The sequence below is a fragment of the Acidiphilium sp. 34-64-41 genome, from assembly GCF_002282635.1.
In the GTDB taxonomy this organism is placed as follows: domain Bacteria; phylum Pseudomonadota; class Alphaproteobacteria; order Acetobacterales; family Acetobacteraceae; genus Acidiphilium; species Acidiphilium rubrum.
Genome location: NZ_NCJX01000006.1, coordinates 1 through 25138 on the forward strand (window position 1 = coordinate 1; position 25138 = coordinate 25138).

At 63.8% G+C, this 25138-nt stretch carries 11 protein-coding genes; 2 read left to right on the forward strand and 9 right to left on the reverse strand.

Annotated features, from left to right (window positions below; translation table 11 throughout):
- The first annotated feature begins 399 nt into the window (after nucleotides 1-399).
- Complete coding sequence (gene pheS / locus B7X49_RS01930) at nucleotides 400-1470, forward strand: phenylalanine--tRNA ligase subunit alpha (RefSeq protein ID WP_286702759.1); 1071 nt, start codon at nucleotides 400-402, stop codon at nucleotides 1468-1470.
- 2 nt (nucleotides 1471-1472) lie between these two features.
- Nucleotides 1473-3953: a phenylalanine--tRNA ligase subunit beta gene (gene pheT, locus B7X49_RS01935; RefSeq protein ID WP_286702760.1), complete on the forward strand. Its 2481-nt coding sequence runs from the start codon at nucleotides 1473-1475 to the stop codon at nucleotides 3951-3953.
- A 27-nt stretch (nucleotides 3954-3980) separates the two neighbouring features.
- Here pheT and arfB read toward each other — a convergent pair whose 3' ends face one another.
- From arfB to B7X49_RS01980, 9 genes are read right to left on the reverse strand one after another with little or no spacing between them, the layout of a single operon-like run.
- Nucleotides 3981-4403, reverse strand: coding sequence for an alternative ribosome rescue aminoacyl-tRNA hydrolase ArfB (arfB, locus tag B7X49_RS01940; RefSeq protein ID WP_286702761.1), 423 nt, complete (start codon nucleotides 4401-4403; stop codon nucleotides 3981-3983).
- Between the two features lie 29 nt (nucleotides 4404-4432).
- On the reverse strand, nucleotides 4433-7852 hold the full coding sequence (dnaE, locus tag B7X49_RS01945) for a DNA polymerase III subunit alpha (RefSeq protein ID WP_286702762.1): 3420 nt from the start codon (nucleotides 7850-7852) through the stop codon (nucleotides 4433-4435).
- Between the two features lie 27 nt (nucleotides 7853-7879).
- Nucleotides 7880-10657: a malto-oligosyltrehalose synthase gene (gene treY / locus B7X49_RS01950; protein ID WP_286702763.1), complete on the reverse strand. Its 2778-nt coding sequence runs from the start codon at nucleotides 10655-10657 to the stop codon at nucleotides 7880-7882.
- Nucleotides 10658-10660: 3 nt separating this feature from the next.
- Nucleotides 10661-12652, reverse strand: coding sequence for a 4-alpha-glucanotransferase (gene malQ, locus B7X49_RS01955; protein WP_286702764.1), 1992 nt, complete (start codon nucleotides 12650-12652; stop codon nucleotides 10661-10663).
- Nucleotides 12649-14418 carry a malto-oligosyltrehalose trehalohydrolase gene (gene treZ / locus B7X49_RS01960; RefSeq protein WP_353744400.1) on the reverse strand — a complete coding sequence of 590 codons (1770 nt, stop codon included), beginning with the start codon at nucleotides 14416-14418 and terminating at the stop codon, nucleotides 12649-12651. The genes malQ and treZ overlap by 4 nt, the downstream gene beginning before the upstream one ends.
- The gene (glgX, locus tag B7X49_RS01965; RefSeq protein ID WP_286702766.1) at nucleotides 14415-16526 is read right to left on the reverse strand and encodes a glycogen debranching protein GlgX; all 2112 of its coding nucleotides are present in this window, start codon (nucleotides 16524-16526) and stop codon (nucleotides 14415-14417) included. Before glgX ends, treZ begins: the two co-directional genes overlap by 4 nt.
- Nucleotides 16526-18688, reverse strand: coding sequence for a 1,4-alpha-glucan branching protein GlgB (glgB, locus tag B7X49_RS01970; protein ID WP_286702767.1), 2163 nt, complete (start codon nucleotides 18686-18688; stop codon nucleotides 16526-16528). The genes glgX and glgB overlap by 1 nt, the downstream gene beginning before the upstream one ends.
- Nucleotides 18672-21998 carry a maltose alpha-D-glucosyltransferase gene (gene treS, locus B7X49_RS01975; RefSeq protein ID WP_286702768.1) on the reverse strand — a complete coding sequence of 1109 codons (3327 nt, stop codon included), beginning with the start codon at nucleotides 21996-21998 and terminating at the stop codon, nucleotides 18672-18674. Before treS ends, glgB begins: the two co-directional genes overlap by 17 nt.
- Nucleotides 21995-25132: a maltotransferase domain-containing protein gene (locus B7X49_RS01980; RefSeq protein WP_286702769.1), complete on the reverse strand. Its 3138-nt coding sequence runs from the start codon at nucleotides 25130-25132 to the stop codon at nucleotides 21995-21997. The genes treS and B7X49_RS01980 overlap by 4 nt, the downstream gene beginning before the upstream one ends.
- Nucleotides 25133-25138: the final 6 nt, after the last annotated feature.

The window sequence follows — 25138 nt, forward strand, 5'->3', positions numbered from 1 at the left end:
CGGCGCCGAGGCGCCAACCTATGCCCAGCTTTATTCGGGAGCATGGGTCCACCCCACATGTAGTGGGTGTCTGACTTAACCGGATAGGCACGGTTTATTTTTTAGATCGTTTGGCGCGTTTCGTTACCTACTCGTCGGGGGTGGGATTTTAGACGGGCTATTATGTTACGGCACCAATGGCTTTGAGACCGATCGACCCCCGGAACCCTGGTTCCGGGGGTTATTTTTGCGGCACGAGCGGGGTTTTCCGGCGGCGCGAACCAAATCGGCGGAGTTTCTATGCTCCGGTGTTATTCGAAAAATCGAAAACCTGCCTCCCACCGACGATTGATCGCCTGCCGCCGCCTTTCGCCCTGCCGTTGCTTGACATTTCCGGCGCGGCACGCTCCCTGCCCGGCCATGTCCAACGATATCGCCACGATCGAACTCCACGCCCGCGCCGCAATCGACGCCGCCAGCGACTCTGCGGCACTCGATGCCGTCCGCGTCTCCCTGCTCGGCAAGACCGGGCAAGTCACCGCTTTGCTCAAATCCCTCGGCGGGATGGATGCCGAAGCCCGTAAGAGTTTCGGCGCCGCGGTCAACGCGCTGAAAAATACAGTGGCCGAAGCCATCGAGCAGCGGCGGGCGGTGCTTGATGCGGCGGCGCTCGACGCGCGGTTGGCTGCCGAGCGAATCGATATCACCCTGCCCGCCCGGCCGGCGCCGCGCGGCTCGATCCATCCGCTGTCACGCACCATCGAGGAACTCACCGCCCTGTTCGGCGCCATGGGGTTCAACGTGAAGGACGGGCCCGACATCGAGGATGACTGGTACAGTTTCGGCGCGCTGAACGTGCCGTCGCATCATCCGGCACGCGCCATGATGGACACGTTCTATCTCAAGACCACCAGCCGCAACCGCCCGATGGTGTTGCGCCCCCACACCTCGAGCCTGCAGATCCGCACCATGCTGGAGCAGAAACCGCCGATCCGCGTCATCGTGCCGGGGCGGACCTATCGGTCGGATCACGACGCGACGCACAGCCCGATGTTCCATCAATGCGAGGGTCTGGTGATCGACCGCGGCATCACGCTGGCGCATCTGAAGGGCTGCCTGGTCGATTTCCTGCGGGCCTATTTCGAAATCCCCGATCTGAAGGCGCGGTTCCGGTCCAGCTATTTTCCGTTCACCGAACCCTCGATGGAGATCGACATCGCCTGGGATCGCAAGACCGGCGTGATCGGCGCCGGGTCGGACTGGCTCGAAATTCTGGGCTCGGGCATGGTGCACCCGAACGTGCTGGCCAATTGCGGCATCGACCCGCGCGAATACCAGGGTTTTGCCTTCGGCATGGGCGTCGAGCGCATCACCATGCTCAAGCACGGCATCGCCGATCTGCGCAGTTTTTACGAGAGCGACATCCGCTGGCTGTCACATTACGGCACCTCGCCGCTCGCCCCGGTCACGCTGCATGAGGGAGACGCGTAATCATGAAATTCTCGCTCTCCTGGCTCCGGACCCATCTGACAACCGACGCTTCGCTGGCGCAGATTGCTGAGGCGCTGAACAATATCGGGCTTGAGGTCGAAGGCATCGAGGATCGCGGCGCGGCGCTCGCCCCGTTCGTGATCGCCCGCGTGATCGAGGCGGTGCCGCACCCGAATGCGGACAGGCTGCAGGTCTGCCGTGTTGATACCGGGTCGGGCGAGGTTGGCGTGGTGTGCGGCGCGCCGAACGCGCGCACCGGCATGACGACGGTGTTCGCCCCCCCCGGCGCTTATATTCCGGGCAGCGGCATCACGCTTAAAATCGGCGAGATCCGCGGCGTGGCTTCGTCCGGCATGCTGGTTTCGGCGCGGGAAATGGCGCTCGGCGAAGATCATGACGGCATCGTCGATCTGCCGGGCGATGCGCCGGTCGGCACGCCATACGCCGCCTGGGCCGGACTTGACGATCCGGTGATCGAGATTTCGGTGACTCCCAATCGCGGCGATGCGCTCGCGGTGCGCGGCATCGCGCGTGATCTTGCGGCTGCCGGCCTCGGCACGCTGACGCCGTGGAATGCGCCTGCGATCAACGGTACGGGAGCTAGTGCGATCCGCTGGCAGGACGATTTCATCGAGGCCTGCCCGTGGATTCTTGGCCGTACGGTGCGCGGCGTGCGCAATGGCGAGAGCCCCGCCTGGCTGAAGCAGCGCCTCGAATCGGTTGGGCTGCGGCCGATCAACGCGCTGGCCGACATCACCAATTTCTTCACGATCGACCTTGGCCGGCCGCTGCATGTGTTCGATGTTAACAAGATCAGCGGCGGCGCGCTGACAGTGCGGCGCGGCGCGGGCGAGCGGTTTCGCGGCCTGCACGGCAAGGATGTTAACGTGACCTCGGATGATTGCGTGATCGCGGATGAAACGGGCGTGCAGTCGCTCGCCGGGATCGTCGGCGGTGAAGCGACCGGGTGCGATGAGACCACGACCGATGTGTTCATTGAGTGCGCGCTGTTCGACCGGGTGGCGATTGCGCTCAGCGGCCAGCGCAGCGGCATTTTTTCCGACGCGCGGCAACGCTTCGAGCGTGGCATCGATGTGTCGTTGCTGCCGGCGGCGCTCGATGCGGCAACCGCCATGGTGATCGCGCTCTGCGGCGGTGAAGCCTCCGCGATCACCGAGGCCGGCGCCGAACCTGCCTGGCAGCGGCAGGCCAGCCTTCGATTCGAGCGGCTGCAGAGCTTTGGCCGGTCGGATGTCACGCCGGATCGGGCGGTCGGGATTCTGGGCGCGCTTGGCTTTGGCATCGCCGCGCGGGATGCGGCGGGTGTGACCGTCGATGTGCCGCCGTGGCGCAATGATGTCGCCTCCGCCGGGTTTTCCGCCGGCAGCACGCTCGATCAGCACGAGGATTTGGACCCGGACCTCGCCACCGCGGTGCGGCAGGGTGCCCGCGCGATCGAACCGGAAGCCGATCTGATCGAGGAAGTGCTGCGAATCGAAGGACTTGACCGGATCGTGCCGGTTTCGCTGCCGCCGCTGGCTACCGTGCCCACGCCATCGCTCACGCCGCGTCAGGCCCGCAGCGTGCGCGCGCGGCGCGTGCTCGCCGCGCGCGGCATGGCGGAATGCGTGACGTTTAGCTTCGTCGATCGCGCCACCGCCGCCCGGTTCGGCGCGACACCGGATACCCTGACCGTGGCCAACCCGATCGCCGCCGATCTCGACCAGATGCGCCCCTCACCGCTCGCGACGATCGCGCGCGCCGCCGCCACCAATGCGGCACGCGGCTTCGACGACCTCGCGCTGTTCGAAATCGGGCCGGGATTTCGCGACGAAACCCCCGCCGGCCAGGACCTGATCGCCGCCGGGCTGCGCAGCGGGGCCACGCCGCTGTCCTGGATCGCCGCATCCCGCAACGTCGATGCGTTCGATGCCAAGGCCGATGCGTTCGCCGTGCTGCAAGAAATCGGTGTGCCGCTCGAGGCGCTGCAGGTCAGCGCGACGGCGCCCGGCCATTACCATCCCGGCCGCGCTGGCACGATCAAGCAGGGACCCAAAACCACCATCGGCAGCTTCGGCGAACTGCACCCTTCGCTCTGCGCCGCACTCGACCTGCCGGCCGGCAGCGTTGGCTTCGAGATCGACCTTGGCGCCATTGCCGATCCGAAGCGCCGCCGTAAATCGGCGCCCGGTATCTCGCCGTTGCAACCGCTGCGGCGCGACTTTGCCTTCGTGGTCGATGCCGGCGTCGCCGCCGAAGCCGTGCTGCGCGCGGCCAAAAGTGCGGAACGCGGCCTGATTACCGACGTCACACTGTTCGACCGCTACGCCGGCGATAAATTGCCCGCGGGCAAAGTGTCTCTCGCGATCGCCGTGACACTGCAACCGAAGGACAAGAGCCTGACCGATAGCGAAATCGAGGCGGTTTCAGCCAAAATCGTCGCTTCCGTCAGCAAGGCAACCAACGCCACCCTGCGCGGGTGAGGTGATATCACGCAGCGCGGTTCGCCATCAATCGTCGGGGATTGTGCCGCGCAGGGTTTTGGTACGGGCGCGATGCGTTTTGTTGTCGAGGCGCTTGGCCTTCTGGCTTTTCGATACGCGGGTCGGCACGCGGGCGGCCGGGCGGACGGCGGCGTCTCTGATCAGTGCGAGCAGGCGTTCACGGGCATCGTCACGGTTGCGCTCCTGCGAGGCGAAGCGTTGCGCGATGATCTGGATGACGCCGTCCTTGCTCATGCGGCGGCCGGCGATGCTGCGCAGGCGCGCTTTGATATCGTCGCTGAGCCCGGGTGAGTTCAGCGCATCGAACCGCAGGCGCACGGCGGTTGCCACCTTGTTGACGTTCTGACCGCCGGGGCCGGAGGACGTTGTGAAGATCTCGGATAATTCCGAATCCTCGATCTTGATGCGCGGCGTTACGATGATCGGCATGGCGGCGGAGTTTCCAGGGACGCGGGCGGTTAGAGTTCGGCGACTTCGGCGACGCCGTGGATCATTTTCACCGCCTGGGCGAGGCGGGGCGAGACGTTGAAGCCGCCGGGCAGTGCAATGTCGAGCCGGGCGTTGGAACCGAGCCGGGGCGAGACCAGGACCCGGCCTTTGCCACGGCCTTCACGGTCGAGCAGGGCGCGCAGCGAGGCGACGGCTTCGATGCGTTCGACCACGATGCGGATGCCCGAGCCCGCGTTTGCGGCGGCGCGGTCGAGCGGTTCGGCATCGAGCGCGGTGATGCGCAGGCTTTCGCCGTCCATCCGCAGTTCGACGGTGACGAGCAGCATGGTGCCATCGGTGAGCAATTCGCGTGCGGTGGCCAGGATTTCCGAGAAGAATGTGACCTCGAAGCCGCCCGTCTGATCGGACAGCATGACCCAGGCCATGCGCGTGCCGCTGCGGGTGGGGCGCTCTTTGCGCCCGACCACGGCGCCGGCGAGTTTGGCGCGGGTGATGCCGGCGCGGCCGGTTGCCTCGATCCGGTTGGAGGGGATGACGCCGAGGCGTTTGAGCACCCCAGCGTAGGAATCGAGCGGATGGGCGGTGAGGTGAAAGCCGATCGCTTCGGCTTCGAAGCCGAGGCGTTCGAAACCGGGCCAATCGGGCGTGTCGGGCAGGTGCAGGGGTTCGGGCGCAGCACTGGTGCCGAACAGATTGATCTGGCCGGACTGGCGATTGGCGGCTTCGGCCTGGGCGCGGCGGATCAGGGTTTCGGCACCGGCCATGACGCGGGCGCGGTTGGGCTCGAGCTGATCGAACGCGCCGGCTTTGGCGAGTTGTTCGATCTGCGCCTTGTTGAGCGATTTGGGTTCGACGCGGGTGGCGAAATCCGCGAGGTCGGTGAACGGGCGATCGGCGCGGATGCGTGCTACGTCGTTCATCGCGCCTTCGCCCACCCGTTTGATCGCGGCGAGCGCGTAGCGGATGGCCAGCGTGCCATCCGACTGACGTTCGACCGTGAAATCGGCGGCGGATTTATTGATATCGGGCGGCAGCACTGGGATGGCGAGGCGCACGGCGTCCTGTTTCAGGGCCGCGAGTTTTTCGTGGTTGGTGTGCGAGAGCGACATGCAGGCGGCGATGAACGCGGCCGGGTGGTTGGCGCGGAGCCAGGCGGTTTGGTAGGACACCAGGGCGTAGGCGGCGGCGTGCGATTTGTTGAAGCCATAATCGGCAAACTTGGCCATCAGATCGAAGACTTCGATGGCTTTCGGCTCATCGACGCCTTTGGCCTTGGCGCCTTCGATGAAGGTGGCGCGATGCTGTTCCATCTCCGAGCGGATCTTTTTTCCCATCGCACGGCGCAGCGAATCGGCGGCGGCGAGGCTGTAGCCGGCCATGCGTTGGGCGATCTGCATGACCTGTTCCTGATAGACGATGACGCCGTAGGTCTCGCTCAGGATTTCCAAGATCGCCGGATGCGGTGAGGCCCACGCCTGCCCGTGCTTGCTGGCGCAATAGGCCGGAATGTTCGCCATCGGCCCTGGCCGGTTCAGCGCGACGGCAGCGATCAGATCCTCGAACCGATCCGGGCGCATCTGCTTGAGCACGTCGCGAAACCCCTGGGTTTCGAACTGGAACACGCCACCCGCCTCGGCCCGGGACAGCATTTCATAGGTTTTAACGTCATCGAGCGGGAGGGTTGCGAGATCGATATTGGTGCCGAGGCCCCGCAGAAACTTTAACGCCCGGTCGAGAATCGTGAGGGTCGTCAGGCCCAGAAAGTCGAACTTCACAAGGCCTGCGCTCTCGACATATTTCATCGAATACTGGGTAATCAGCATATCCGCGCGGGGGTCGCGGTAGAGCGGCACCAGTTCGGCCAGCGGCCGGTCACCGATCACCACGCCGGCCGCATGGGTGCTGGCGTGGCGATACAGGCCTTCGACCTGCAAAGCGATTTCCAGCAGGCGGCGGATGGAATCGTCGGTGTCGCGCATCTCGCGCAGGCGGGGTTCGGATTCGATCGCCTCGGCGAGCGGGATCGGCTTCGCTGGATTGTTCGGCGTGGCTTCGGCAACCTTGTTGACCTGGCCGTAGGGCATGCCGAGCACGCGCCCGACATCACGCACCGCAGCGCGGGCTTGCAGCTTGCCGAAGGTGATGATCTGGGCGACGCGATCGGCGCCGTATTCGCGTTTGACGTAGTCGATCACTTCGTCGCGGCGTTCCTGGCAGAAATCGATGTCGAAATCCGGCATCGAGATACGTTCGGGGTTGAGGAAGCGCTCGAACAGCAAATTGAACGGGATCGGGTCGATATCGGTGATCAGCAGGCAATAGGCGGCGAGTGAACCCGCACCCGAACCGCGGCCCGGCCCGACCGGAATGCCCTGGGATTTCGCCCATTGGATGAAATCCGCCACGATCAGGAAATAGCCGGGAAAACCCATCTGTTCGATCACGTTGAGCTCGAACTCGAGGCGTTCGCCATAGCGCGCGGTGGTCGCGGCATCGGCACGGATTGCTGCGAGACGGGCGGCCAGACCTTCACGCGCCATCGCGCGCAGGGTTTCGGCCTCGGTGCTGCCGGGGCGGACTTTCGGGCAGATCGGCAGCAGCGGTTTGCGCGTGGGCGCGGCGATGGCGCAGCGGCGCGCGATGTGGATGGTGTTGTCGCAGGCATCCGGCAGATCGGCGAACAGGGTTCGCATGGTTTTGGCGGGTTTGAACCAATGCTCAGTGGTAACGCGGCGGCGCTCGGCTTCGGACAGCAGGCGGCCTTCGGCGATGCAGAGCAGCGCATCATGCGCTTCGTGCATGTCCTGCCGGGCGAAGAAACATTCGTTGGTGGCGACGAGCGGCAGGCCTGCGGCATCGGCCATGGCGATCAGGCCAGGCTCGATCGCGCGTTCGGTCGGCAGGCCGTGGCGCTCGAGTTCGATCGCGATGCGGTCGCCGAAGGTTTCGGCAAGGGTGGACAGCAGAGTTTCCGCCTCGCCGCGCTGACCCTCGCCGAGCATGCGGCCGAGCGGGCCGAACCGGCCGCCGGTGAGCAGGATCAGCCCTTCATGATGGCGGCGCAGCGCATCGAGGCTGATCTGCGGGCGGTTGCCGGTTTCGGATTCGAGGAAGCTGGCGGACGAGAGTTTGGAAAGATTGGCGAAGCCGGCGGCATCCTTGGCGAGCAGGACCAACGGGTCCGGCGTCAGGCGCGGCTGGTCCGCCCGGGTGAGCGAGAGTTGGCAGCCGATGATCGGCTGCACGGATTTCGCCATGCAGGCCTGGGAGAACTCGATCGCGCCGAACAGATTGGACGTATCGGTGATGGCGACCGCCGGCATCGCCTGATCCTGCGCGAGGGCTGCGATTTTATCGGGTTTGATCGCGCCTTCGGACAGGGAATAGGCGGAGTGGACGCGAAGATGGACGAAATCGGCATGCGGCATGGCAGCATGGTAGCACGATTCGGGGTTTCAGGCGATCAGAACCGCGACCGGCAGGGTGGCGAACATGGTGCTGAGCGGGATTATGCCGCCGGTTGCATCGAGTGTCCCGCCGGTCAGAACATCGCGCCAGGGGCCGGGCAGTGCCGCCGGATCGAGGGCGGTATCGCCCCAGTCGGCTGGAGGGATCAGCGGTTGTGGCACGCCATCGAGCAAGGGTGCCGCGAGACGTGAAACGGCAACGATCAGGGTGCGCGTGCCATGGGTGCGCGCGAAGGCAAGACCATGTGCCGCATGGGTGCCGGTGAGGTCGAGCGCCGTATAACCGCCTTCGGCGAACAGCGATGGGTGTTCGGCGCGGCATGACAGCAGGCGCGCGATCACGCGCTGTTTGACGTCGCCGTTTTCCCAGGCATCGAGGGATGGCATCCGGTTGGCGGACAACGCGGCGACACGGGCGGGGAAATCGACCGGCCGGCGATTGTCGGGATCGACCAGACTCTGGTCCCAGAATTCGGTGCCCTGATACAGATCAGGCACGCCGGGGACGGTGTATTTCAGAACCGTCTGAGCAAGCCCGTTGAGCGCGCTGGCCGGGCCGATACGGCGCGCGAAGGCGGCGATTTCGCCCAAGGTGGCGGTGGCGCGGCCGGTATCGAACACGCCATCGAGAAACTGGCGGCAGGCATCTTCATAGGCCTCATCGGGTGCGGCCCATTCGGAGCGGAGCTTGGCCTCGCGGATCGATTTTTCCCACCAGCCCCAGACACGATCACAGAAATCGCCGCTGCCATCGGGTGCGGCACCGAGCGGCCAGGCGGCGATCAGGGTCTGATACAGCATGATCTCGTCGGCCTCGCTGGGTGCGCGGCCGGCATCGAGATCCCGCGTCAAGCCGCTGTTCAGGCGCATCCAGCGCGCCAGGGCGGCCTGCCATTCATCGGGGATTTCCGACAGGACCGCGAGGCGGATGCGGGTGTCCTCGCCGCGCTTGTGGTCATGCGTCGCGGTAGCCAGCATGGCGTGCGGCAGGGTTGCGGCGCGCTGCTGCTGGGCGGCGTGGAAGGCACCCGGCGTGAGGGCGAATTGCGCCGGCGTGCTGCCGACCTCGTTGCGCGAAATCAGCCGGCCATAGCGGTAAAAGGCGGTATCCTCGACCGATTTTGCGGCGACGGGGGCGGATAATTGCTGAAACCGGACCATCGCCCGGCGGTGCAGGGCGCGGGTTTCCAGCGGTTCGCGCGCCAGCGGCCGATCGGCGAGCCAATGGCGGATCTGGTTCAGCAGGCCGCGGTCGGCGACGCGAAAGCTGCGCCGGGCGCGCGCCAGCGCCCAGTCCATCGTCTGCTCATCGGTACTCGTGCTGCCGCCGGCACCGGCGTAAATGCGATAGATCGGAAAATGGACCAGCAATTCGGCAAGGGCGCGGCGCAGGGCGGTGAGGGAAATATCCCGCGTCGCCAAATCTGCACCTGCAAGGCGATGCAGCAGGGCGGCGGTGCCGTTCCATTCACTGGTGAGATTGTCGCGGAGCACCTGGCGGCGGGCGTCGCGTTCCTCCGGGTCGAATTCCGCGCTGCGGCCCGTGAGTGTGTGCCAGAGTGCGGCGAGCGGTTCGCCACCATCAGGGTCGTGCAGCACGGCTGCGACCTCGTTCATGAAATCGTAGCCCGTGGTGCCATCGGTCAGCCAGTCGGCGCGCAGGCGCTCGTGCGGCGCCAGGATTTTTTCGACGATGATATAGGGTGGCCCCGCCGCCGCGCTGGACGGGCGCGACTTGCCCGCGGCGGTCAGTGCGCGGCGCAGCTTGCGGCAATAGGCGCGGGGGTCGGCCAGCCCATCGACGTGATCGACGCGCACGCCATCGATTACGCCGCGTGCGTAAAGATCGAGGATGAGCTTGTGACTCTGGTCGAACACCCAGGGTATTTCGGCGCGGATGCCGGCCAGGGTGTTGATGTCGAAAAACCGGCGCCAGTTGATTTCATCGGCGGCGGCGCGCCAGTAGGCGAGGCGATAATTCTGGGTTTCGAGCAATTCGTGCAGACGGCGGATGCCATCCGGTGTGGTCGGCTCGTAGCGGGCCAGCACGGTGACGAGGCCGGCTTCGCCGTGCGGCGTTGCCAGCGCCGCGATCAGGCGGGCGCGGGCGGTTTCGGCCAGCGGGCGGGCGATGTCCGGCCGGTCGATCAGATCGGCGGCACCGGTGAAATGTGCGATGGCATCGGCGAAGCGGCGCGGCGCTACCTTCAGCACGATTGCCATGCCGGCTGGCGAAAGCGGAAATTCGTGCTCGTGATAGACGACAGAAATCCGGCCTGCCTTCGCATCGGCGGACAGGCGCAGATCGCCCGATTGCAAGGCGGCGCCATAGGATTCGCCCAGGAACGGCGCCATGATCTTGCCGTACAGCGCGCGGTCGGGCGGGGTCCAGTCGATGTCGAACGCATCGGCGTAGCGGCTGGCGCGGCCCCATTCCAGCACATCCATCCACCATTGATTGTCGCTGCCGCCGACGCCCATGTGGTTGGGCACGATATCGAGGATCAGGCCCATGCCGTGGTCGCGCAACACCGCCGACAGCCGCTCGAGCGCGGCTTCGCCCCCGAGTTCGGGATTGATCGCGGTATGATCGACGATGTCGTAGCCATGGGTCGAGCCGGGCCGCGCCTTCAGGATCGGCGAGGCATATAAATGGCTCATTCCCAGTGCTGCGGCATAGGGAATGACGGCCGCACCGTCATCGAGCGTGAAGCCCTTGTGGAATTGCAGGCGAATGGTTGCACGCGGACTCGTGGAATGGGTCATGGTTCAGCCGCGCGCCTTGCGGGTCCGGTCGAGACCATCGAGCCTAGCCACAACGCGCGGGGCATCGAGCAGGGTTGCCGCGGGGGCGGGCAACCGGCGGCGCCAGTTGGGATGTTCATCGATCGTACCTGGAATATTGGGCTGCTCGGGTAAGGCCAGCGCATCCTCGATCGGCAGGATCGCCAGAGCCGACGATGCGGTGCCGACATGGATGGCGAGGACATCGGCAATACGGTCGCCATCGTCGGGCGCCGGCATGTCGCCCTGTCCCGCACCGGATGCAATGCACGCATCCCACAGGCAATGCCGATCATGGGCGCGCTTGTCGTGATTTTCACCGGCGATGCCGAGGCGCTCGCGCCACGCAATATCGGTGCCGCGCCACCAACCCGCGACGGTCGGCAGATCATGCGTGGTCGTCAACGCCGTGGTCTCGGCGCGCCAGTGCGCCGGCGGCACGAAACGATCGCCATCGCGCTCGAACCACAGGATGCTCATGCCAGTAATGCCGCTGGCCGCCAGCGATTCGCGAAAGCCGCCCGGCACCGTACCGAGATCTTCCGCGACCACGATGCCGTGGTGGCGCTGCGATTCCAGCATCACCAGCCGGCGCATATCCTCAAACGGGTAGCGCAGATAGCAGCCATCCTTGGCCTCGCCGCCTTCGGGGATGACCCAGAGGCGCGACAGGCCCATGGCATGATCGATGCGGACACCGCCGGTGGCGTGCAGCGCGGTGGAGAGCATGTCGCGGAGCGCTGAAAACCCGCTCTGGCGCAGGCCGCGCGGCGAAAATGCGGTGAGGCCCCAGTTCTGGCCGCGCCGGTTGAATTCATCGGGCGGCGCGCCGACCGAAGCGCCGCGCAACACCTCGGCCGGGCGGCTCCAGGCATCGCTGCCGGCGGGATCGGCGCCGACCGCCAAATCCGCGATCAGGCCGACCGCCATGCCGGCATCGATGGCGGCGCGCTGGGCGGCCTGCAAACTGCCGAGCGCGCGGAACTGGGCATAGAGGTGAAACGCGCACTCGTCCTGATTGGCCGCGGCCAGTGCGGCAACCGCGCTGCTGTGCGGATCGCGCAGCGCGTCCGGCCAGGACCGCCAGTCGCGCCCGGCGCCGACGCTGAGTTGATGCGCCACCAGCGCCTCGAACAAGGCGTGGAGTTGGATCGCGGGCGAGGTTTCGGCCTGGAATTGCTTGAATGCCGGATCGTCTCGGTGCAGGGCGAAGTCGCGACGGAGCGCCTGGTAGCGGAGCGGCGTGGCGGTCCGCCAGTCGATCAGGCCATCGGGCGATGGGGCGGCGGCGGCGCAGTCGATCGCCGCATACACCGGATTGAGCGCGATGCGGCTGGAGGGGCCGTAGGGACCGTAGTGACCCGGTTCGCTCGCATAGAGGGCATGAACCGGGCTGATCGCCACGGCATCGGCGCCGCGCGCACCGGCATTGGCGGCCAGCGTGGCGAGGGCACCGAAATCGCCGATGCCACCGTCGTTCTCGCGCGGCAGGCTGTAGACCTGCACCGCGAGGCCCCATGCCTTGCCGGCGCGGCCGTGGCGGGCCAGCGCATCCTCGATGGTGAACGCGCGATGCGGCGCGATCGCCAGATCGATCATCGCATCCCCGAGGTGGATCTGATGATAGCCGGGTGTCGCCAGACCGGGCAGCCGGGCGTAGCCGTTGCCGACATCGTCCAGCCTGGTGTCGTAGCTGGTGCCATCTTCAAGCAGGATGCGCGCCGCACCGCCAGGATGGTTCAGGGTGATTTCGGAATCGACCGTCGCCGTCAACAGGCGCGGCGGCAGGCGCGCTTCGGCATCGAGCAGGGCGATGCTGTCGTGGCAGGCTGACTCCGAACCCGCATCGAGTTCGAACGCGGCAAGCAGTCCGCGCAGGCTGGTGGGGGACACATCGTGCGCGGTGCCGAACACATCATGCCAGACGCGGGACAATCCGGCACGGTCGGCGAGTTCGTAGAGGGCATCATCGCTCATGGCGTCGCGAGCCAGGCGATGGCGGTATGCGGCGGCAGATGGTTGTCGCATTGAGCTTCGGGCGGGGAGGATGCCAGAACATGCCCCTCACCTGCTGCGCAGACCAGCGCACGATCGCCGAAATTCACCGCGATGGTCAGGGTTGCGCCATCGCCGAGGGTCCAGACCGCACGCACCCCGGTTTGCCCCAGTGCGATCGCCCGTAAGGCACGGGCATTCGGGATGCGCGGCACGATTTCGGTATGACGCAGGCGTAGGAGCATCTGGTAGAAAGCGCGCCATGCCGCCGCCGGTGCATCAGCCCTGTCGAACGTGGGCACCGAGGCTGCAAAGGTCGCCGCGTCGTTCGGGTCCGGAATACGTTGTTGCGCCTCCTTGGAAGAAAACGCTTCAAACTTGGCGAATTCCTGCCGCCGCCCCTTGCGCACGGCCTCGGCGAGGTCGGGCGCGTTGTGATCGGTGAAATAGAGGAACGGGGTGGTATCGCCGTATTCCTCACCCATGAAGATCAGCGGGATTTGCGGCGAGAGCAGCAACAGCAGCACGGCCGCGCGCAGGGCGGCGGGGTTGGCCAGCGTGGTCAGGCGTTCGCCAAACGCACGGTTGCCGATCTGGTCGTGATTTTGCAGGAAGGCGACGAAGGCGGTTGGCGGGAGATGCGCACTCGGTGTGCCGCGCGGTGCATTGTCGCGGTGGGGCGACGGCTCGCCCTGATAGGCGAAGCCCGATTGCAGGCAGCGCGCGAGTTGCGCGGCGGCATCGTGATAATCTTCGTAATAGCCGCCTTGTTCATGGGTCAGCAGGGTGTGCAGGCAATGGTGGGTGTCATCCGCCCACTGAGCATCATAGACCGCACCCGGCGCCAGCAGACCCGCATTGTTGTCGTCGTTCTCGAGCACGAGATGAATGTGGCGCTGGGAGTCGCAGGCCGCGCGGATCTGGCTGGCCATGGCGGCAAGAAATCCGTCGTCCTGGATGGCATGCACTGCATCGAACCGCAGACCATCGAACCGGAACTCATTCAACCAATAGATGGCGTTATCCACGAAATAGCGCCGGACCGGTGCGCGCCGATAATCGATCGCGCTGCCCCAGGGCGTATGGATATCATCGCGGAAAAACTCCGGCGCGTAGGTGTGCAGGTAATTCCCATCGGGACCGAAATGGTTATAGACGACATCGAGAAACATCATGATGCCGAGACCATGGGCGGTGTCGATCAAATGTTTCAAATCATCCGGCGTGCCGTAGGCGGTGTCGGGTGCATAGGGAAGCACACCGTCATAACCCCAGTTGTGGCGACCGGGGAAATCGGCGATCGGCATCAACTCGACCGCGGTGATGCCGAGTTCGGCAAGGCCGGGCAGCATGGCTTCGATGCCGGCATAGCCGCCGCAGGCACCGGGATGCAGTTCGTACACAATGGTTTCGTGCCACGGCCTGCCGCGCCAATCCGGATGGGTCCAGCGGTAGGAATCGGGCGGCACGACGATGCTGGCGTCGTGAACATCAGGCGCCTGCAGGCGAGACGCCGGATCGGCCACTTTCATTCCTGTATCGGTTACGAAGTGATATTTTGTGCCTGGCGAACAATCCGTTTCGACTGTAAAATGTCCATCAGGATGCCGCTGCATCGCCAGCGCGTCACGGCCCTCGATCGCGAGCGCCATCGTATCACATCCGGGTGCCCAGATCGTGAACTTCGTGCGCCCATTGCCCGACATGTGCGCGCCCGGACGAGGTGGATTCGGGTTGGATATTGTCATTGTTCTGTCTCTTCGATCAGGGCGCCGAGCACGACGATGGAGCGGGAGGCGACCGTCACCACAGGTTCGGTGAACGCCGCGCGCCGATATGTGGGACGCGCGGTATCGATTTCGAGCACCCAATCGAACATGGGTGCAGGCAGGGTGAATTCACGATCGGATTCCGAGGCGTTCAGCAGCACCAGCGTGACGTCGGGCTGTTCGCCTTCGCGCGTGGCACGGCGGAGCGTAAGCAGTCGCGCGTTCGGGTCGGCCCAGGCCTCGATCGACAGATCACCCGCCTGTTCATCGAACCAGTTGGTGTCGGCAAGCTCTGGCGTGATCATTTCAAGACCGTGACGAAAAACTGCGCTGCGCAGGCTGGGATAGCGACGCCGCAACGTCGCCAGAGTGCCCACGAACGCGGCCAGTTCGGTCGCCGTTCCATCATCCAGGCCGGACCAGTCCACCCAGGATGTTTCATTGTCCTGGCAATAGGCATTGTTGTTGCCGCGTTGGGTGCGGTTCATTTCATCGCCAGCCAGCAGCATCGGCACGCCGAAGGAGACGAACAGCGTCGCCAGCATGGCACGCGCCACCCGTTCGCGATTCAATGCAATGTCAGGATCGCTGGTTTCGCCTTCGACACCCCAATTGGCTGAAAGATTGTTGTCGGTGCCGTCGTTGTTGTTTTCGCCGTTCTTGATGTTGTGGCGCTGGGTGTAGCTGACCAGATCGTGCAACGTGAACCCGTCATGCGCGGTGACGAAATTAACCGACGCGGAGGGGCGGCGACGGCGATAGTCAAACAACTCCGGCGAGCCCATCAGGCGGCGTGCAATTTCCGGGCGCTGGCTATGATCGCCGCGCCAGAAGCGGCGCGTGCCATCGCGAAATTCAGCATTCCATTCCGAGAACCCGGGCGGATGATTACCGACCTGATAGCCGCCCGGCCCGAGATCCCACGGTTCGGAGATCAGCTTGAGTCTGGCGAGCGCCGGGTCCTGGCGGATTGCATCGAAGAAACCCGATCCTGGGTCGAACCCGGTTGCCTCACGGCCTAGAATGGTTCCGAGATCAAATCTGAATCCGTCGATCTGATACGCATCGGCCCAGTAGCGCAAACTGTCCATCACCATTTGCAGCACGCGCGGATGGCAGATGTTGAGCGTGTTGCCGCAGCCGGTGTCGTTGATGAAATACCGCTCCTGGCCGGGCATCAAGCGGTAATAGCTTGCGTTATCGAGGCCGCGCCAGCTCAGCGTCGGGCCCATTTCATTGCCCTCGCAGGTATGGTTGTAGACCACATCGAGAATGATCTCGATGCCCGCCTCGTGCAGGCGGCGCACGGCGGCGCGGATTTCGTGGCGCGCCTGCTCGGGATCGGCCAGATAGGCAGTCTGCGGCACAAAAAAGCCAAGGGTCGAATACCCCCAATAATTCGTCAGTTTGCGTTCGACCAGAAAGCGATCCTGCAGATAGGCGTGAACCGGCAACAACTCGATCGCGGTGATACCGAGATTGACCAGATGCTCGACAAGCGCCGGGTCCTGCAATGCGGCAAACGTGCCCCGGCGCTCGGGTGCGATGCCGGGATGGCACTTGGTGAGCCCACGCAGATGCGCCTCATAGATGATCGTTTCGCTCCAGCCGCGGCGTGGCCGGCGATGCTCGCCCCAGACGGCGGACGGATCGGTCACGATCGCTTTCGGCATCGCCAGCGCGCTGTCGCGCCGGTCGAACGACAAATCCGCACGGGCCGCGCCCACCCGATAGCCAAACAGCGTGTCGGACCAATGGATGTCACCGAACATCGCCTTCGCATAGGGATCGAGCAACAGCTTGTTCGGGTTGAACCGGTGGCCCTGCTCGGGCTGGTACGGGCCGTGCGCGCGAAACCCGTAGATCAGGCCTGGCAAGGCATCGGGCAGATAGCCGTGAAACACCTCATCAGTGCATTCGGGCAGATCGTAGCGGGCGATTTCACGCCGCCCACCGCGATCGAACAGGCATAGCTCGATGCGGTCGGCATTGGCGGAGAACACCGCGAAATTGACCCCCAGACCATCCCATGTGGCACCCAGCGGCTCGTTCGATCCGGCCGCGAGTTTTGCCGGCAATATCGCCATCAACGGTCCTGTCGCAGGATCAGCACCCCGAGCGGCGGCACAGTGAGCACCAATGAATACGCCATGCCGTGCGCCGGGCTCGCATCCGCCGTTGTGGTGCCGAGATTTCCAACATCCGAACCGCCATAGATCGCGGAATCACTGTTCAAACATTCGAGCCAACGGCCACCGGCCGGCACACCGACGCGGTAGGAATCGCGCGGCACCGGGGTAAAGTTGCAGAGCACGACGACGGATTGCGCGACATCGTCGGTCTGGCGAACCCAGGCGAAAATGCTCTGATCCCGATCATCACCGATCAGCCAGCGAAACCCGCTGGGATTGAAATCGGTGCTGTGCAACGCGGGCTCGGAGCGATAGACCCGGTTGAGATCGGCGAGCAGATGGCGGACGCCGTTATGCGCCGGCGTATCGGCTTCCTGCCAGGCCAGCGCGATATCGTGGTTCCACTCGCTCGACTGGCCGAACTCCTGGCCCATGAACAGCAGTTTTTTACCAGGCTGCGTCCACATGAACGCAAGATAGGCGCGCAGATTGGCGAATTTCTGCCAAGCATCACCTGGCATTTTCCCGAATAGGGAATGTTTGCCGTAGACGACCTCGTCATGCGAAATCGGCAGGACGAATTTTTCGGAAAACGCGTAGACCAAGCCGAACGTCATTTCATCATGATGGTAGCGGCGGTTGATCGGATCTTCTTCGATGTAGCGGAGCGTGTCGTGCATCCAGCCCATATTCCATTTGTGGCTGAAGCCGAGACCACCTTCGGCGACCGGTCGTGTTACCCCCGGCCATGCCGTGGATTCCTCGGCGATCAACATCGCACCGGGCGCATAATGTTCGATTGCACTCGCCAGTTCCTTGAGGAAATCGATCGCCTCGAGATTCTCGCGCCCGCCATAGCGGTTCGGAATCCATTCCCCCTCCTTGCGCGAATAATCGCGGTAGAGCATTGACGCGACGGCATCGACCCTGATGCCATCGACATGATAGCGATCGAGCCAGAACAGCGCGCTGGAGACCAGAAAGTTGCGCACTTCGATCCGGCCGAAATTATAGATCAGGGTATTCCAATCCTGATGAAATCCCTCGCGCGGATCTGCATGCTCATACAGCGGCGTCCCATCGAACTGCGCCAGGCCGAACGCATCGGTCGGGAAATGTGCCGGCACCCAGTCGAGAATCACGCCGACGCCAGCCAGATGGCAGCGATCGACGAAGGCAGCGAATTCGGCCGGCGTGCCGAGCGCCGGCATCGGTGCGAATTGCGACAGCGGCTGATAGCCCCAGGACCCGCCGAACGGATGCGCCATCACCGGCATAAACTCGATATGGGTGAACCCCATGCCGGCGGCGTAGGGGATCAGCTGGTCGGCCAACTCGCTCCATAGCAGCGGCCTGCCATCATCGTGGCGGCGCCATGAGGCGGCGTGAACCTCGTAGACCGATAACGCATTGTCAGCACGACCGTTTCGGTTTTTTAACCATGATTCATCATGCCACTCGAACGTCACGTTATCAGCGACGATCGAGGCGGTTTCAGGCGGGCCCTGCACCTGGCGCGCGAGCGGATCGGCCTTGAGCAGAATATCGCCGGATTTGGTGAGGATTTCGAATTTATAGAGCGTGCCGATTTCGACCGCCGGGATGAACAATTCCCAGATGCCGACATCGTAGCGCAGCCGCATCGGGTGGCGGCGCCCATCCCAGCCGTTAAACGCGCCAACCACGGAAACCCGCCGCGCGTTCGGCGCCCAGACCGCGAAGCGGATGCCGTCGATGCCATCGATCCGCGCGGGGATTGCGCCAAGGCAATCGGCAAGGCGAAGCTGACGACCCTCGCCGAGCAGATGAATGTCGAAATCGGTCAGGATCGGCGGGAAGCGATAGGGATCTTCGATGGTCTGGCTGGTCTCGCCCCAGTTGATCGCGAGCGTATAATCCGAACCCGACGCGAGCGTTCCCTGAAAAATACCGGCGGGGTGGATGCGCTCCATCGGTTCGGACCCTGCCGTGCCGACGAGGCGAACCTGATGGGCGCCCGGCTGGATGGTGGTGACGATACGCGCACCGTCGATACTATGCGGCCCGAGGCAGGCGAACGGGTCGGCATGCGTGGCATTGGCCAGCGCATCGAGTGTCGTGTCATCCCATGCTTGCATCTTGGGCTCCTGTCGTGATCTGGGCTGCCAGATTGGCAAGGCCGGTGAGCGGAATGATCAGCCAGGTGGGGCGGTTGGCCGATTCGTAGCAGATTTCGTATGCCGATTTCTCAATCAGGAACAAGGTCAGCAGATCATCCCACGCCGCTTCGGACAGCCATGGATGTGCCGCCGCTGCCGCTGTGGTGTGGTAGGCTTCCAGGAAGCTGGCGCTTGCATCTTTGACGAAGCGTTGCACCATCGCGTGGCTGCGCTCGCGCGCCCGCTCGGTTGAGGTCGGCACGGCGCGCTCTACCGAGGCTGCCGCGTAGTCGAACGAGCGCAACAGGCCAGCGACGTCGCGCAAGGCGGAGCCCTTGGCCCGACGCTCCGCCAGCGATTTGGCCGGCTCGCCCTCGAAATCGATCAGGTAGGCATCGCCCTGCGCTGCCAGGATCTGCCCGAGATGGAAATCACCATGGATGCGGGTTTTCAGCGTGCCAATGCCGGCGTTCGCGAGACCCGGCAACGCCGCCTCGAGCCTCTTCCGGGAGGCTGCCAGTTGATCGATCAGAGCGAGCGTATCGGCTGCGGCGAGCGGGCGGGCGCGTTCGAGCGCCGCAAACGCCGCCGCGAGCTGCTGCTTTGCCCCTTGCGTCCAGCGCGCAACGTCTCGTTCCGCCGCGGGTTCGGGGCGGAAATCCGGGGCCGTATCGGGCGTTGCGAGCGCTGCGTGCATCTCGGCCAGACGTCGCCCCATTGCCGCGGCAAACGGCAGGTAGCCCGCCAGCGCATCCGCTTCGCCGGCATCGTCGAGTTCCGCATGGATTGCGGTGTCCACCGCGCGGGTCAGCGTATCGAGGGTCCATTGCCACGCGTCGCCCTGGTTGCGCACGAAGCGCTGCGCCACGATCAGTGTATGACCCACGCCATCGGAATCCGTCCGCACGATCTCGCCGAGCAGGGCGGGGGTGTTGGCGTAGCCGGCATCGGTCAAAAACCGTGTCATCTCGGTTTCAGGATGAATGCCCCCCTCGATCCGCCGAAGGACTTTGATAATGGCCGTATCGCCGACGATCATCGAGCTGTTGGATTGTTCAGCCGAGAAGCGGCGGATTTCAGCGTCCTGCATGTCCGGCAAATCGTCGATCTGCGCGGTTGGCAGGAATTTTATCTCGCCGTCGCGCACCGCCAGAGTGGTGCGCGCCTTGAGACCCGCGATGATGTTGCGCGGCAGCGCATCGATCGCAAAAGCATCGGTCAGATAGCCGACCCGGCGATGATGGCGGATGCGCGCGAGCGCCAGTTGCTGCGCCATCGGGTTCGACGGTGCGTCGTCCCAACTCACGGCAAGCGGTACCTGATAGGTCTGTAACGTACCCCCGACCTCGACATTGACTTCCGCCAACAACAAGCCCGCGGTTTCACTACCGACGATGTCGGCGCGGCCCAGCGTTGCCGCGCTGATTTTCTGGTCCTTCGCCGCAAACCAGCGGCGGCGCGCCAAATAGTTCGGCAGGCTTTCGGTCTCCAGAATGGCGCGGGTTTCCGCATTCAGCAAATCGGACAATCCTTTGCGCATCACCAGTGTCGCGAATTCCGGCAGCGGCTCGGACGGCTGAATGCGCCAGCTCGGCAGTGCGGCTTCGGTGGCAAGGCTGAACCAGTAGAAGGCGTAGGGCGGCAAGGTCAGCATATACGGCAACTGCCCGACCGGCGGGAACGGTGAGCCGCCGACCAGATCGACCGGAATCCGGTGTTCGAAAGCTGACAGATCAAGCTCCACCGCCTGGGCGATGCGCGAAAGATTGTAGACACACAAAATCGTCTCATCGCGCCCATCCGAATCGGTAAATTCGCGCAGGTAGGCGAGGATTTTCCGATTGCCGGGATAGAGAAAACGCAAAGCGCCGCGTCCGAACGCACGATGGCGCTTGCGCACCGCGAGCATCCGTCGTGTCCAATTCAGCAGCGAGTGTTGATCGGCCGCCTGGGCTTCGACATTGAGCGCCTGATAACCATAGATCGGGTCCATGATGGGCGGCAGCACGAGTTGCGCGGGATCGACGCGGGAAAACCCGCCGTTGCGATCTGGTGACCATTGCATGGGCGTGCGTACCCCGTCGCGATCACCCAGATGGATGTTATCGCCCATACCAATTTCGTCACCGTAATAAATAACCGGTGTGCCGGGCATCGAAAACAGCAGGCCGTTCATCAATTCGATCCGGCGACGGTCATGCTCCAACAAGGGCGCAAGACGCCGGCGGATGCCGAGATTGAGGCGAGCGCGGCGATCGGCCGCATAGGTCTCCCACAAATAATCGCGCTCGGAATCGGTCACCATTTCAAGGGTGAGTTCATCGTGATTGCGCAGAAATATCGCCCATTGACAGGTTTCGAGAATCGCCGGCGTCTGGCGCATGATATCCGAAATCGGGAAGCGATCTTCCTGGGCGATCGCCATATACATCCGTGGCATCAGCGGGAAGTGGAACGACATGTGGCATTCATCGCCATCGCCGAAATATTGCTGGGCATCTTCGGGCCATTGATTGGCCTCTGCCAGCAGCATCCGGCCCGGCGCATGGGCATCCATCGCAGTCCGGATCTGCTTAAGAATCGCATGGGTCTCCGGCAGGTTTTCGTTATTCGTGCCTTCACGTTCGATCAGATACGGCACCGCGTCGAGTCGCAAGCCATCGACCCCGAGATCGAGCCAGAAGCGCATGACGCCGAGAACCTCCTGCAACACGCGGGGGTTGTCGAAATTCAGATCGGGCTGGTGACTGTAGAACCGATGCCAATAATAGGCACCGGCAACCGGGTCCCAGGTCCAATTGGATTTTTCGGTATCGAGAAAGATGATGCGCGTGCCGTCGTATTTCTGATCGGTATCCGACCATACGTAGTAATCCCGCGCAGCGGAGCCAGGCTTCGCCGCGCGCGCCTTTTGAAACCACGGGTGCTGGTCTGATGTGTGATTGATGACCAGTTCGGTGATGACGCGGATATCACGACGATGCGCCGCCTCGATCAGGCGTTTCAGATCGCTCAGCGTGCCGTATTCTTCGTGCACCGCGCGATAGGCGCTGATGTCGTAGCCATCGTCACGGCGCGGCGAAGGGTAGAACGGCAGCAGCCAGATCGCGGTCACCCCGAGTTCGGCAATATAGTCGAGCTTTTCCATCAAGCCGGCAAAGTCGCCGACACCATCATTGTTCTTGTCAAAGAAGGATTTGACGTGGACCTGATAGATCACCGCATCCTTGTACCATAGCGGATCAGCATCGCTGATCGATGGGGTCACGAATTTTCCGAGTTTTGTCATGCGCGCACCCGCCAGATGCAGTAAGGCAATTCATGTGGATCGAGGCTGACGATCTGGCGTTTGCCATGCCAGACGAAAGCGAAGTCGCGTGCGAGATCCTCCGCGTGAAGGTTGGCGTCGTCCGCGAGCCCGAAGTGCCATAGCGGCAACTCGATTTCGGCGGTCTGCAGGTTGAACGGATCAAGGCTGATCGCCGCGAGAACGACATTGCTGCGATCGGCGTTGGCCTTTTCGAAAAACAGCACCTGCTCGTTGGAGCACGGCAGAAACGTAATGCCGAGATGGCTTTGCAGCGCCGGGTTGTGACGGCGCATGCGGTTGAGCGCGGTGATCTCGGCGATGATGTTCCCGGGCCGGTGATGATCCCAGGCACGGAGCTGATATTTTTCGGAATCCAGATATTCTTCGCGCCCCGGCAGCGCTGCCGCTTCACACAACTCGAACCCGTTATAGACCCCCCACAGGCCGGACAGCGTCGCCGCAAGGGCTGCGCGCAGCAGGAAACCCGGCCGGCCGGATGATTGCAGGAACACCGGGTTGATATCCGGCGTATTCACAAAGAAATGCGGCCGGAAAAACGCGCTCGGCGCCGTGGTTGTCAATTCAACCAAGTACGCGCGCAGTTCAGCAGCCGTATTGCGCCAGGTGAAATAGGTATAGGATTGTGAAAAGCCGAGTTTGGCCAGCCGGTACATCAATTTGGGCTTGGTGAACGCTTCCGCGAGAAACATCACCTCCGGATTGCGCGCGCGGATATCGCCGATCATCCATTCCCAGAACGGCAAGGGCTTGGTGTGCGGATTATCCACCCGGAAAATACGCACGCCCTGCTTGACCCAGAAGGCCACCACATCGCGCAACGCGATCCAGAGCGAGGGCATCGCGCCCTCGGCATAGAAATCGACGTTGACGATATCCTCATATTTCTTCGGTGGATTTTCGGCATAGCGAATCGTGCCATCCGGCCGCCAGTCGAACCATTCGGGATGCTCGCGCAACCACGGATGATCCGGCGCGCACTGAATTGCGAAATCGAGCGCGATTTCGATCCCGTGCGCGGCTGCGGCATCGATCAAGCGACGAAAATCATCGAAATCACCAAGTTCCGGATGAATTTCGGTATGACCGCCTTCGGCCGAGCCGATTGCATACGGGCTGCCAGGGTCGGTGTCGCTCGGCGTCAGGCTGTTGTTGCGACCTTTGCGATTCTTGCGGCCGATTGGGTGAATCGGCGGGAAATACAGCACATCGAACCCCATCGCGCGAATGCGCGGCAGTTGGCCGATGACATCGTCGAACGTGCCGTGCCGCGATTCCGAACCACTTTGGCTGCGGGGGAAAACCTCATACCAGTTGGCGAAACCGGCACGTGTCCGTTCGGCATCGATCGGCAGCGGCGGATCGAGCCGCAGCAGGGCGTGCCGCTGCTCGGCCTCGCGCATCAAGGCGATCGTGGCGGGATCGGTCAGCAAGGACAGAAATTCGTGCTCGGGCTGGTCGCGCAGCGCCGCAAGCAAGGCACTCACCGCGGCGCGCTGTGCTTCATCGGTCCCGTTCACGCACGAGCTGGCCGTAGCCTCGACAAGGTTCGTCCCCTCGATCAGCTCGAGCGCGATCGGCACACCGGCTGCGTGTTTCTTGGTGATTTCGTCGACGAATGCGCCAAACCGGTCGATCCAGGTTTCGATCGTGACCTGGTAGCGGCCCAACCGTTCAAGCTGAAATCTTGCGGCCCAGCGGTCGTTCACCACCAGCGCCATCGGGGCCCGCTGCCATTGCGTTTCGTCGGCCGCACGCCAGAGCAAATCAGCCGCGAGCTTGCCGTGGCCATCGCAGATCAGGTCGGCTTCGAACGTAACATGTTCACCAACGATGCGCTTGACCGGAAACCGCCCTGCCTCGATCGAAGGGGAGGCTGCCTCGATGGCGATGCGCGGTGCTTTGACCGCAGCTTTGGCCGGCGTCAGTTCGCTTGCCGCCCTGGTGATCACGCGTGGCGCCGCAATCTGCATGATGAGGGCGCCAGTTTCGTCGATCTGGTGCACCGGCGCGCCAGTACCGCCGAACGCTGCTCCAAGCCAGGTGCGAAGCAGAGATTCAGAAACCGTCTGCCCGGGTGCCGCGAGCGCGAGCGCGATACCCCCGGCCCCGGCGTCGACACGGGCAAACAAGGCGACCGATGCCGCAGGCGGAGACCGCAGCATGGCCGGCGCTTCGAACAGTGCACGATGCTGTTGGCGCAGCGCATTCAGGTGCTTGATGTGCTCAGCCTGTATCGGCTGCGGCTCGGCGTTCAGCATCCAGAGATTGCCGAGAAAACCGGCAAGGCTGATCGCCCGATCTGACGGCACCCGCCCCTCGCCCGCCGGCACGGTGAGCGTCGCGACCGGTGCGATTGCGGAGGCCCGATCGAGATCATCGGCGATCCAAGAACCCACACCATCCCACCAGCAGGATGAGGACAGCGCATAATCAAAGCCGCAACCCACGAGCGCTGCCATTGCAGGGGCGGGCGCACCAAGACAATCCGCGACGAAACAGCAAGTCCGGTTGCGCTGCTTCGCGGCGGCAATCAGCCTCATCCATACCCCCGCCGGCACACGATGCGCGGAATCGCAGCGAAACCCGTCGATGCCGAGCGCCTGCCACGCGGCAATCCGCTCATCCCACCAATCGGTCACCGCATCGGTATCCGACAGCAGGCGGAACGCCGCACCATCATTGGCATGCACGAACCAGTCCGGGTGTTGCAGCGTCAATGGCGCCGCGGGCGCAACGCGATCGAGGCAAATGTCGAGCACGACCGACAGATTTTGCCCATGCGCGGCCTCAGCAAGGCTGTGCAGGGCGGCATCCGCATCGCCACCGTCAAATTGTTCGTGGAGCCGGGCATGGTCGATGATGTTGTAGCGATGCGAGGAACCATCCGTCGCGAAGGGCGATGCGATGGCGACGGCATCGAATCCCAGTGATGCCGCAAACTCTATCTGTTGGGTCCATCGCTGACGTTCGATCGCTACGGGATCAAAATAATATGCCGCGGTCGGCACCGGCCGGGTCGGTGCAACGGGAAATTCGGACGACTTCCGGGATGCCGGCTCGGTCGCGCTGATCAGTGCGGCTTGGTCATCCATGCTGGA